General features: G+C 36.8%; 10 protein-coding genes. 7 read left to right on the top strand and 3 right to left on the bottom strand.

Features of this window, described 5'->3' with window-relative positions; translation table 11 throughout:
• Nucleotides 1-60: 60 nt before the first annotated feature.
• Nucleotides 61-636 carry a Crp/Fnr family transcriptional regulator gene (locus tag J8281_RS06520; protein ID WP_210196789.1) on the top strand — a complete coding sequence of 192 codons (576 nt, stop codon included), beginning with the start codon at nt 61-63 and terminating at the stop codon, nt 634-636.
• Between the two features lie 76 nt (nt 637-712).
• Entirely contained in the window at nt 713-1,414 is a 702-nt protein-coding gene (locus J8281_RS06515) for a hypothetical protein (protein ID WP_210196788.1), read from the top strand.
• 135 nt (nt 1,415-1,549) lie between these two features.
• On the opposite strand, the gene J8281_RS06510 is transcribed toward J8281_RS06515, so the two are convergent.
• Entirely contained in the window at nt 1,550-3,139 is a 1,590-nt protein-coding gene (locus tag J8281_RS06510) for a LuxR C-terminal-related transcriptional regulator (protein ID WP_210196787.1), read from the bottom strand.
• Between the two features lie 304 nt (nt 3,140-3,443).
• Between J8281_RS06510 and J8281_RS06505 the strand changes: the two genes are divergently transcribed.
• The 5 genes from J8281_RS06505 (at nt 3,444) to J8281_RS06485 (ending at nt 10,858) form a co-directional block, all read left to right on the top strand.
• On the top strand, nt 3,444-4,478 hold the full coding sequence (locus J8281_RS06505) for a type IX secretion system membrane protein PorP/SprF (protein WP_210196786.1): 1,035 nt from the start codon (nt 3,444-3,446) through the stop codon (nt 4,476-4,478).
• Nucleotides 4,479-4,489: 11 nt separating this feature from the next.
• Nucleotides 4,490-7,831 (top strand): gliding motility-associated C-terminal domain-containing protein, encoded by a 3,342-nt coding sequence (locus J8281_RS06500; RefSeq protein ID WP_210196785.1) that lies wholly within the window; start codon nt 4,490-4,492, stop codon nt 7,829-7,831.
• A gap of 546 nt (nt 7,832-8,377) precedes the next feature.
• Nucleotides 8,378-8,869, top strand: coding sequence for an asparaginase domain-containing protein (locus J8281_RS06495; RefSeq protein ID WP_210196784.1), 492 nt, complete (start codon nt 8,378-8,380; stop codon nt 8,867-8,869).
• 174 nt (nt 8,870-9,043) lie between these two features.
• A complete protein-coding gene (locus J8281_RS06490) occupies nt 9,044-9,793 on the top strand; it encodes a helix-turn-helix transcriptional regulator (RefSeq protein WP_246849001.1) in 750 nt (249 codons plus the stop codon).
• Between the two features lie 240 nt (nt 9,794-10,033).
• Nucleotides 10,034-10,858, top strand: coding sequence for an RteC domain-containing protein (locus tag J8281_RS06485; protein ID WP_210196782.1), 825 nt, complete (start codon nt 10,034-10,036; stop codon nt 10,856-10,858).
• A 282-nt stretch (nt 10,859-11,140) separates the two neighbouring features.
• On the opposite strand, the gene J8281_RS06480 is transcribed toward J8281_RS06485, so the two are convergent.
• Complete coding sequence (locus tag J8281_RS06480; protein WP_246849000.1) at nt 11,141-12,472, bottom strand: alginate export family protein; 1,332 nt, start codon at nt 12,470-12,472, stop codon at nt 11,141-11,143.
• Between the two features lie 20 nt (nt 12,473-12,492).
• A complete protein-coding gene (locus J8281_RS06475) occupies nt 12,493-13,125 on the bottom strand; it encodes a hypothetical protein (RefSeq protein ID WP_210196780.1) in 633 nt (210 codons plus the stop codon).
• Nucleotides 13,126-13,151 lie beyond the last annotated feature (26 nt).

Raw genomic sequence — 13,151 nt, 5'->3', positions numbered from 1 at the left:
AACTCTTTTAGAAAGATAAAAGTATATTTAAGGTGTTTAATCCTTTGCATATAAGACGCATTGAAAGATAAAATAAGACAATATTTCGACTCTCTGGTAGTTTTGCCCGATAAGCAATGGCTTGAAATGGAGCATTGTTTTGAGCTAGTAAGTTTTAAAAAGGGAGAGATTCTGTTAGATGAGCATACTACTTGTAATTTTATAGGATTTATGAATAGCGGGATAGTTCGATTTTTTGAAATCAAAAATGCCAACGAGAAAGTTACAGCATTTTGGTTTCCAGGCGAATTTTTAAGCAACTACAGAAGTTTTATATCTGGACGAAAATCATCCCATTATATTGAGGCGCTAAGTGATGGGAGTTTTTGGAAATTAAGAAAAGATGACCTTTTTAAACTTTATGATGAATTCCCCCTGATTGACCGATTGGGGAGAAAAATGGCAGAACAACTTTATTTAATGGTCGCGCAAAGGCTTGACAATTTACTTAAAGAAACACCTGAAGAGCGATATAAAATTCTTGTGGATAAAAACTCGAGACTACTTCAAGAAGTACCACAATATATGATTGCATCCTATCTTGGTGTGAGTGCTGAAACATTAAGCAGAATAAGAAAAAGAATATATACGAAATGATTTCTTGACGATCGTCAAGAATATTGGTTATTACTTATTGTTTATTTATAGCCTGTAAATTTTAACAAAGCATGCTATGAAAACTAAAGCACCTAATAACTATTACAAAAGCGCATATTCTTTTCTTATAATTAATTCCTTATTTCTACTAAAAATATCAGGACAAACTTCAGATTCTAGCCTCGCCTCATTAAACACCGATTTACAGGCAGATAGTTTCATTAAAGTTGTTTCAAATACTCCCCAAAACAACTCGTTGTTTGACGAGGAGATCAATATTTTCGATTTTAAAAATTCAGTAGAGGGAAGTATTCTACTACCCATTGCGCCAGGAAACGAAATATCTTTCAAATACACACGCAGAATTTGGAAAAAAGAAAAAAATAGCGGCGAATTCGTTACAGGAATTCATTTCCATCTAAACTCGGAAAGAGACGGAGGAACGTATGACGACTATCAAATTATATTAGGATACCGACATTTTTTCTGGAAAGGCTTGAATTTCGAGGCAGGTTTACAACCTAAAATTTATTACCGGTTAGAAAATGCCACTTTTAGCGATAGAACACATGAGGGCTACGGCTTATTTGTGTATTCAATGGCTGGCTATCAATTAAGCCTTCTTAAAAAGCAAAAATATAGTTTAATTGTCAACGTACAACCTGTTGGTTTGGCATACAGCGCATATCATAGTGATAATTGGGCCAAAGACGCAGAGGGTAATGAAGCAGATGACCTTCTGTATTTTGGAAATATATCCGTGGGAATACGATTTTAAAGAAACATGTGTTGATAGAAAGACAAACACGAATAATGCTAACTTTTATCTATTTCATTGTTCAAATAGAAATAGGCTTTTAAATACTAGCTAGATGTAATTTTACCACTTAAATACATCTCGGGCACTCATTATTTATTCTGTGAAAACAAAACCTTGAACAACCTTGTATAAACTTTCTTTTTTCAGGTTCATTTTTTTTCGAATACGATAACGAGACTTTTCAACGCCTTGAACTGTAATATTCAACAACGAAGCAATTTCCTTATTACTCAAACGTAAGGCTACAAGGGATAACATATTCATTTCGCCACTTGTCAAACTAGGATACGTAGCCAAAAGGTTCTTGTAGAAGTTAGGGTGTATCTGGGTAAATTGATTTCTAAAGTCCATCCATGTTTCTGCAGAATTATACACTTTTTTAATCTCCTTTTGCAGTTCCGGATGTTTTCTTACCAGTTCATTGGCCAATACCATTTCTTTCTTTTTTAACAACCCAAGAAGGTTCTCGGTGATTTCCAGGTTTTTTATATCCAGTTCTTCTTTTAGCTCTTTTTTTTCCAGAATTGAAGAATTAAGTTTTTTGGTTGTTCGGCGAATTTTATTCCGTTGAAGTTTGAATAGTATATAAATCGTCAATATCAAAGCCAATGTTGCAAAAACCAATAACCCATTCCATAGACGTCTATTTTTACTCTCTTTTTTTGCCAGTACAAGTTCATAATTTTTAATGTTTAGACTGTCTTTTACTTGACTGAACTTCAGCTGAGTCTCCAATTCAGAGATAGCGAGTGCTCTATTCTCTTTTTGCATCGAGTCTTTATGGATATTGCTTTTTTTTAAAGATGAAAAAGCTCCGTCGGTATTCCCCAGAGATTTATAGATTTCGGATAATAGTTGATAATACCGAAATTTTGAATAGCTATTACTATGGGTAATTTTTGTAGAATTGATTTTTTTGAAGGCTTCATTTGGTTTTCCTTCTAACCATAGCATTTCTGCCATATTTGTCAAAAGGGATGATTCCTGATATTCAAGATAACCAATCTTACTTTGTTGTAGTTTATCAACCAAAATACGCGATGAATCCAAATTGCCCATGGCATTGAATAGCTCTATTTTATTGATTAAAACCGAGTTGTAATTTACACTATCTTTTAGTAGTAAAAGAGCCCGTTGCGACTCGTTAAATTTTGATAAAGAGCTATCTAGCAATCCGATCTTTTTATAAATCATTCCCAAATTTGACTTTAATATGACCAAGGAATGTTTCTTATTCAATTTTTCAGCAATAATCTGTGATTCTTGATTGTACTGCTGTGCTTTTCCAAGATTGTTTGCGCGTTCGTGAAGTACTGATAAAAACCAAACACTATTGAGCTCTTGTGCTAAATCACCTCTATCAACAGCAATTTTCAGACCCTCTAGGAAATTATTGGAAGCTAATCTTAGATTTCCCTTTCCAAAATGAGCATAACCTACATAATTGTATCCTGCGTAGGCTAATGAATCATTTTTAAGTTTTAATGCATACTGTAGACCTTTTTGTGCAAGAGGTAGTGCTTTCTTAAAGTCATTTTTATATTCTAAGCTATCTGTTATTCTAAATATATTCTCTACCCTACTTTTAAGGTCTGATTGTCCTTGGCTGTAGCAGGTCAAGCTTGCACCAAAAATAGAAAAGAGTGTAAAAGAAAAAATACGCAGGTTAAGTTTTGAAATCATAAAAATTTTGGTCCGGTTTAAATTGTGTTACCCTTCAATCAAGGATTAACCTTTTCCTTGCGTCTCAGAATAAATCTGATGATAATATAGAAATTATGACTGAACTATCCGGATTAGAAAACACTTTATTAAAGATGATATTTAATCACCAATAAGTTGCTTTGATATCATATAAACAAGCATTTAAGGATAGAAGTTTAAGTTCTGTCCAGTTTTTGTCCGATCATTGAAACAAATAAATTTCTTATACTGCGTTTCGATTTGGACTTAACATACTTTTAACATCTTAAAAAACTTTTATAATTTGCCCCATACAATCAATGATTTTAACAAGCGTTATACGAAGCAGAATATCTTTTATCAATCTTTACAGCAAAAGTTGATTAATTTTGGACTGCATCTCACAGTATTTTTAATACCCCTCTTTAACAACGCTCAACAAAATCCGCAATTTTCTCAGTATTTGCAAAACCCATACGTTATAAACCCTGCCATGACAGGTGTCGAAGACTATGCAGAACTGACCGCAGCTTATCGCAACCAATGGACGGGATTTGATGGTGCCCCTAGAACAGCTACATTTAGTTTTAATAGTTCGTTGCACTTACTTCAGGGTCGTTTGCAGCGAAGAGGAGGAGAGTCTCATCAAGGGGTGGGAGCCTTTTTGTACACTGACAATACAGGGCCTATAAATCAAAATGGTTTTTACGGCAGTTATGCTTATCACCTAAAAATTTCAAGGGATTGGTTTTTGTCAGTGGGAGCGTTTGCAGGAGTTAATCAGTTCAGCTACGATGCGTCGGAGGCTGTACTCATCCAAAATCCAAATGACATTCTGGTCAACAGTTTTTCTGACTTGAATTTTGATATGAGCCTAGGCCTCTACGTCTATTCCAATTATCTTTTTGCAGGTGTTGCAGCTAATCAACTTTTTGATAATGAAATTCCTTATGATATTGAAAATGGCGTATTGACCAATGATGGACGTCTAAACAGAAACTTTAATTTCTTGGTAGGCAGCCGTATTGACTTAAATCAAAATTTTGAGATCGTACCGTCCATTTTGGTAAAGACGGTTGTAGGCGCTCCTATTCAATGGGACATCAATGGAAAATTGGTTTATCAAGATAAATTGTGGGGTGGTCTTGCCTATCGAAATCAGGATGCATTAATTGGATTTTTCGGGATGAAGGTCTTACAGAATTTTCTGGTTAGTTATTCTTATGACTGGTCCCTTACTGAGTTTAGTGGCCAGCAATCCGGCACACATGAAGTTATATTAAGCTACCGTTTTGACTTTGGAAATCAAAAATGTGCCTGTCCCCAATATTCAATGTAACGCTGCTTCATATGAAACTAAACATACAACTTTTAACAATAATTCTACTGTTTGCAAATACTGCTATAAATGCACAAAACGTACTGGTAATACATGAACCTACTGCCGGAGGGACAGGCAGGTTCGAATGTGTACAAAATCAGGCTGGAATGGCGGTCAATTTTGACTTCTGCCAAATAACAGGTAGTAATCCTGCCAATCCTACAACTTGTTTGAATAACGTGAGCAATTATGATTTGATTATGGTACAGGGCGTATTCAGAGTTTTTGAAACCTCATTTATGAATGAGCTCGCTATATATCTTCAAAATGGGGGTAATGTTTATTTTCAAAACGATATTACTTCCAGCGGTTTTAACCTTACGGAGGCACAGGCAAACATGAATGTCTTAACAAACACTATAGGTGTAGGTAACGTTTCACTTAATGCCAGTACACAGAATGATTCAGGTATACCTGTAATCAATGGAACGCCCAACAGCTGTACCACACAAGAAGTACGTTTCAATACAGGTGGGGTACTTTCTGGTGGTGCACTTTCTACTGCAGAGACAGCATCATTAAGTGGGGAGACCTTTTTTGCCACTTGGCCTTCAGGTTTCGGAGGGCGATTAGGTATAGGGTCTGAATTTTATAGTAGTGGCTCAAGAGACCAAGGTATTAATTGTCTCCCAGGTTCAGGTGAGTTGGTCTGGGGTTATATGGATCCCGTTTCGCCTAGTTGTACTTCAATCACGTCTTCTTGCAGCTTGAATTTAGTGCCAAACCCGAGTTTTGAGGAAATTCAGGGAAATAGTAATACTTGTCTTAACCAAGGTTGCGGATTTGGTGGAGAAGCCCTGCGGAGAGCCGATAATTGGGATAGCTACCACTACTCCCCAGACCTATATATGCCTGCTTCCAGTGGATGTAATCCAAGTCATACGACAGCGGCAGATGCACCACAAGACGGGAACAATTATGCTGGTTTCCAGGCTTTTTATCCCTATGGAAGCCCGCCAAATTCAAATTTTTCAGGTTACGAGACCCGAGAATTTTCTGGTGTGGAATTATGTTGTCCCTTAGTTGTTGATGTACCTTATCGTGTTTCCGGCTATTTCAGGCAAGGATTTGTACAACGATTTCAGATCAACCGTCTTGGTTTTAGGTTTGTTAATAATCCGGGTCTGGCCAACAGCGGTCAATGTGGCCCCGGTAACTTAACGAGATCTGCTGCACATGTAGAAACAATGGATTTGGTGGGGAGCGATTGGACTCTCGTCGAGGGTATTTATGTTGCCGACCAAACATTCACACACTTGATTACGGGAGTTTTTGCTGAACATAATACAATCAACTTTGTAGATGCCGACAACAATCCAGCAGACAGTGATCCGGCATATTACAATGTCGATAACATTGCCGTGACGCCTATTGTTGGATGGGTTTCCACTACCAATTATGAGACAGAGATTAGCATCAATTTAGGGCAGTCAATACAGCTCGAGGCTTTTGGTTCAGGACCGTATAACTGGAATGCATCTACCGGCGAGATAGTTCAAAGTATTCAGTCGCCTACGGTAACTCCAACACAAACTACTATCTATAGTATATCGGTCGATTTAGGATGTACTGTTGTCAATACTCAAATCAGGGTAATCGTTAATCAAAACTGCACCGAGAACGTTGACGCTGGCTCTAACCAAACTATCAATAATGGGGATTCTACTGTACTTTCTGCGACACCAAGCAATGGTACACCATCTTATACTTGGACCGCTAACCCCATAGACCCTTCACTTGTAGGTCAAGAAAACAATCAAAGCCCAACAGTTACTCCTGCGATAACCACAATCTATAGCGTGACAGCGGATTTTGGTGGAGGCTGTACGGATGCGGATACCGTGACCGTCGTAATAAACGGTTCTTCGTGTAGAAGAGAGATTTTCAATGTTATACCCAATCCTTCTTTTGAAGATTTTTTCCAATGCCCAGATGCACAGTTTCAAATGGATAGGGTAAATAATTGGATTGCTCCCTCATTTGGTTCAACTGATTATCTCAATACTTGTGGTTTTATTGGGGAAGCATTTCAACCAACCGCACCGCTGCCGATACCTGACGGTAATGGATTTGTAGGATTATATATAGGGGGTGATGTTAATCCGGAGTATAAAGAATTGGTCGGAGTTTGCCTTTCGAACCCACTGATAGCTGATACGAATTACGAACTAGAGTTTAATGTGGGCTTTGGCTCTGCTCCGGCCAGTGGAGGAAGTGCGCAATCGCAATCGCCAAATACGTTTGTGCTCTATGGAACAATAGATTGTTCTAACATACCCTATCTGGAAAATACGTTCGTACCTTGTCCTTTCGGAACAAATCCAGAGTTCGAGGAAATGGGAAGGGTAACCGTAAGCAGTTCACCTGGAAATTGGGAATTGGTGACTATTAATTTCACACCATCTGCGGATGTTGAAGCCATAGTGCTAGGAGGTGTTTGTGAACCCGTACCTGCTGCATTTGAAAGGTATTATTTTTTGGATGATTTTAGACTTTTTGATACTTCGGCTTCTACTGAGAGCGTTGATGCTGGTCCCGACCAAACCATCAATAACGGCGAATCAGCAGTACTTCTTGCGACTCCAAGTAATGGTACTCCAACGTATACTTGGATAGCGAGTCCAGCAGACCCTTCTTTATTAGGACAAGAAAACCAACAAAGCCCAACTGTCACCCCTACAGTAACCACCACATATACAGTCACAGCAGATTTTGGTAGTGGTTGTGTTGCTTTGGATACTGTTATCGTCAATGTAAATGAGGAGTGTTTGTTAATGCTAGATACTTCTCAACTAGACATTTCGATGCCAGACTGCAACCTAACCGATGGTAATATTACAGGAATACAAATCAGTGGAAATTCGGGCGATGAGACCTATGAATGGACCGATGCCAATGCTATGGTCGTAGGAACGGATTTAGAATTACAGGCTGTTGCACCGGGTAACTATTCGCTTATGGTGAATGATGGGGTGGATTGTGAAGCACTTGCTGGACCATTTGAACTACAACGACCTCAGGATTGTAATATACCAATAGGCAGTACGTTACGATTTGCTAATACTATGACACCAAATGGTGATGGGGCAAACGATATGTTTATGATTGAAGGTATCGAAAACTATCCTGATAACCAATTAACCGTGTATAATCGATGGGGCAGTAAAGTGTTCGAAGCAACTGGTTACCAGAACGATTGGTTTGGCACATATAAAGGGGAAATATTACCAGTTGGCAACTATTATTACATTATGGATATTCAAGGTGATATAAATGAAACGTACAAGGGATATATCACAATTTTAAGGTAAGTTCATTAAGATGATAAAAATTCTTCGAATCCCGTTATAATGAATGCACTAGCTTTACACTAAAAATCCATCCCAAAAGTATTCATAACAATCATCTTTGGCTATACTTTGAAAAATTTTACAATTGCTTTACCTATTCTAGAATTCACACTTGCCTTAAAACCGGCTTTTCTATTGTTAATTTTTTGATCTAGATAATTTTCTAAATATATGCTATTGAACCAATTAATAAACTTAGCAATTTTGACATGGTTTTTAAGATTTTACGGTTTAAGATGTCCTTTAGTCAAAAAAGTATCATCGAAATGGTAAAAAGTGTACAGTCAAAAGCAGAGTCTTCAAGTACCTTACAAAAAAATAAATTGGGAAACAACGTTATGGTTTTAGAGCATAGGTATATGGTAATATCTCTACGAATAACTAATGCAAATAGTATTTTATGTTTAACAAAAATGAGATATTTTAATTTGGGCTACTTTATCCTTTATGCAATCCATTAATAATGTTTCCTGAGAAGGGCTTAGTGAACTGGAGATAAATACAATTATGATAGCAATTTTGACAACAGGAGGTACTATTGAAGGAATGGATTATAAAACCTATCAAACTCCTGCCGAATCTCATGTGCATATTGAAGATCATCTTAATGACATTGGAAATTTGCCAGACTATTCAATAGTGCCGGTATTTTCAAAAGATAGCAGATTTATTACAGAACAAGACCGTGAGCAACTTTTTGAAGAGATCTTGAAGGCAAATACAGATAACATTTTAATCACTCATGGGACATATTCAATGGTTCAGACGGCTCAATATTTAGCACAAAAAAAGCTGAACAAAACTATAATTCTTACTGGCGCATTCATTTTGGGTGATAGACCCGATACGGATGCCAAATCCAACATAGAATATGCCATTAGTCAGTTTAAAAAAGTGACAAGGGGCATTTTTATTGCCATTCATAATGAAACCTTTCATTGGGACAATGTAGTGAAGAACGAAGCAATAGGAAAATTTGAAAGAATCACTAAATGGTAAAATATGTTTGGTACATCAATACATTGGACAACTTTTTTCTACCTCTTGGTTGATATGTTCATTGTATTGTTTACGCTGTATTTGGTATTTAACTCAAAAAGAAACGGTCTGTTTAGATTCCTTTGTTTAGGATGTTTGTTCGTCGCTTACAATGCCTCAGGCGGTTTTCTACCAATGAAAAATTTTCCCGGTCCTGAAATAATTCAATATATAATTACCTACGGGGTGGCTATAACACTTTGCGTTTATATCGTTTACTACCTCTACAAAGAATATGATATCATTGTTTTGAAGTTCCATTCATCGGTTAGAAATCTTGCATTGGTAACGGCAAGTGGTTTTATTACACTTTACTTAATACCCTATTTTTTAACATCCTCGCTGCATACTTCAAAGCTGCTCTTTACAATTCCTTTTTCTATTTTAGCATTCATTTTTCTGATTCTCTTTTATAAAAGAATTTCAAATCCAACTAATCCAAATCAATTTATTATTCGTCGCAACAGACTTTCCATCATTAGTGTAAGTGCGATAGCATTACTTCCTGTTTGCACTGCGATTGGTGATTATCAATGGATAACTTTTACGATAATGAACTGTGCATTTTTCTCAATTACAAGTATAGAAATTGATAGGCATTTATATTTCTTAGAAAACAAGAACAAGATGTTTGAGGTAATTTCTTTTTATAGGGAAAACAGAGAAAAACCACTGGAACCCAAGCTCATATACCAAAGTCTTACAAGAAGGGAAATTGAAATAGCTATTTCCATTTTAAATCGGAATACTTACAAAGAAATTGGGCAGAGTTTTTTCATTGCTGAACGAACAGTATCTAAGCACGCATCTAATATCTTCAAAAAAACAGGTGTGAAAAACAGAGTCGAATTCTTACAGCGTTTCGGAAAGAAAAGCAAAGGATAAAACACCCACTACGTACGAAAATACGTTATAAACGTATTCTTTTACGTCATAATGTTTGATATCATTTGCCTTCATATAAATACATTTACTATTCAACCCCTAGCTAATGAAATTAAATAGGAAAACTAACGGGAAACAAATATTGGTGAATTTACAACTAAATGTGGTCTTCTTAATAGTCTCTTGACGCATTGAGTGCTTGCCCTTGTGATTTCATCACATAAAATCACAGGGAGAACAATGAAACTGAATGCTTTATTGGAAGAATTCAACACTTCAATTGCACAACTGCAGCAAAAGGAGAATAGGACTATTCCACTTTCTAAAAAAATAATAACACTTTCACACGAAATACTATGGAAGATGAATACCATTATGAAGAAGAATGATTTCAATTCAGTACAATCAGAAATTAACTTCTTCAAACAGATAAAACCAGTGCCCTTATCCTCTTTAATATACCGAAAAGAACTGATTGGTTTTGAGAGTTTCTTTCCGAAAATTTGTCCAAAGCAACAAGACAAATACTTTAATCATCATCTTACCAGATTACAACGTTTCTTTAGCAGTAACATTGATTTTGGACAATATATAGAAATGGATTGTACGCACTTAGACGAGCATTATTTTACCAGAAATTCCAATGAAAAATTTACGGATACTGGAAACATCATCAATTTACAAAATCCAGAATTTAGCTCTCCCAAAGGCACATTGCTGGCGCAGTTTAAGGCGTATTGCAAACTTGTTCTTTATATTAGGAAGAAGAAACTCTCACCTTATGAATCTGCTAATGAACAAACAGAAACACATCGGTTAAAATGGGTAGGTAGCAAAGTAGATTTAATTGAGCTTATTTATGCCGTTCACTCTTCAGGTTCATTAAAAAAGGAAACAGGTTTAAAGGAAGTTGCAGGTGCTTGTGAAAAGCTTTTTGAAGTTGATTTAGGGAATTACTACAGAAAATTCATAGAACTGAAAAATCGAAAAATGGTCGAGCGTACTCAATACATTGATAGGTTAAAATCAAGCCTTATCGACCGAATGAACCAAGCAGATGATTGACTAAAATGTCTTCACAAGTTGTGTTCGTATTGTGAAAAGTAAATTATTTCTAAAATCTAGTGTGATTTGGCACTTCATTCGCTTTCGCGAAAGCGTAAATAGGCACAATTCTATCCAAAATTAATGACACAAAAATCTTTCACAACTTGTGTTGGACTTGTGAACAAATCTCCATATAGAGTACTTGATAATTTGCCAACAGCTCATTAAGCATATTTGCCACTTCTTCTGACTTTTCTTTAGGTAAACCAATTTGATTGTTGTTTTTCATAATACCGTGCTTTAAAATTTGAATTCTGCGGTTAAAACCGCGTGGAATAATGTGTCGTTAAGATTGGACTCTATTAAAAAATCACCTGGAAAAATAAGATTGGTCTCAAATTCCAGATTGATAAATTCGTTGAGCTCGTATCCCGTAATCGTTCCTATTTGATGACCTATAAATCGCTGGTCATTGGTGTCAGGATATTCTAAAAGCAATGGTGCATTATACACTCCATCGTCTACCGAAAATCGCCAGAAGGCCACATAATCCAATTCAATATTGACTTTACCAATACGGGTATCAAAATACGGGTGGATGTCTATAAGGTTTGATGGCCCTATACGCGCCACACGACCAAAATAGGCTCCTCGAGGATATAGTGCATCGAAGGTGTTCAGTGAATTACTGTCGTTGTCATTTCCGCTGATAAGTTCGGTTTTTAAGCCGATGCTCCCAAAATCAAGCTCCTTTTCAATATTAAAGGAAGCTGTCCATGCGCTGATATCTCGGTCCCCAAATTTGCCAAACTGGTATACAAACTCATTGTTGAAGTTAAATCCCTTCCATTCACCAAAATGGCGCAATCCTACAGAAGCCCTTTCATCATTGTCAGTTCCTGCATCGAAAGTTTTACCATCTTCTGTTTTATAAAGAAAGTATATATCAGTGTTTGTACTTTTAGACCAATTCTGAGTCCAGTAAAGCGCACTTAAAGTCTCGTCATTTTCTAGATAATCGTTATCAAAAATTCCTGGTCGCTCCTTAACCCGTAATGCATGAAATGCTGTGATTGAGGTTTTATCTTTTTGATATTCCACTTGGGCCATATCAAATGCCAGACGCACATTAGGTCCTTCCCGCACGTCAACCAACCTACCACTACCTAGACGTACATTTTGTCGTCCTACGAATACATTAAGTTCATTGTTGACATAGTATCTCGCAAATAATTGGTTGACGCTCAGTTCATCACGGTCAACCCTAACCAGGCTTTCCTTGCTGGTTATAAGACTTGAATTGAGCTCGGCAAAAAGTTCAAATTTGTTTGCTAACTTATAATGCCCGTGTAGCATAAATCGGTTTAGAAACCAGTAGTCGTTTTGGTCTTCTTCGGTTGAGAACTGCTCATTGACAAAGGCTTCCACCTGCGTTCTGTAACTACCGCCAAAACTCAAGGTGCTCTTTTCACCCAGCTTGATTTGTTTTAAGCTTTTATAAAAATTGCTTTCCTTGTCAGGGTCTATATTGATAATATCATTTTGCCTGAGTAAGCTGAACTCAAAACTATCCTCTTGGGCAAAAGAAGCTGAACCCCAGAGTATTATTATGATGTATGTAACGATTTTCATGTGTTTGACCGTAACTCTTTTTAAAATAAATGATTGATAAAAATGCCAAAACTCTCTTCCCTCGCTCTGCTTGCTCGATAAAAATCTAAGTTGGCACCTAAGCCAAAACTGGTTTTACCTATGGAAATGCCTGCCCTGACATAGAACAGACTTCTATCGTGCAAATCATCACTCAAATTTTGATTATAAAGTCCCTGTAAACGGCTATATAGTCGCAAGCCTTCTGATAGCCTTGGTTTATATTCGATGATACCTACATTCTCAATATTGGTATTAGATGCAAACTGCAGTGTTGAACTGAAAAGAAACAACCAGGTAGGACTCGCGGAAAAGAATTGCGCCCCTGCAGCTGGAAGCACGCCTTTTGCATAATGGTATTGCACACCACCTACCGCTTGAAACTTCTTTGAAACATTATAGGTCAACAAATTGGTCAACACCAGTTCGTTTGAACCATCATCGTTATCATAGGGTGCCAATACGGATGCTACACCAAAATAGCCGAACTTACTTGCTTCGGAAAACCTCAAATTCAGAATGGCCAAATAGTTCATTTTTTCAGAGCCAAACATGACTTCAATAGGTATTGGTGCCCTATTGCTTTCTTGGGTTTGTGCAGATAACGCTTTCGCGAAAGCGAAAAAAACCACCATAACGATATGTCTATACCAAGTATTCA

It is taken from the genome of Aquimarina sp. U1-2, assembly GCF_017897595.1.
Classification (GTDB): Bacteria; Bacteroidota; Bacteroidia; order Flavobacteriales; family Flavobacteriaceae; genus Aquimarina.
Note: the sequence above shows the minus strand (reverse complement) of the source record. Positions and strands in the feature narration are given on the sequence as shown.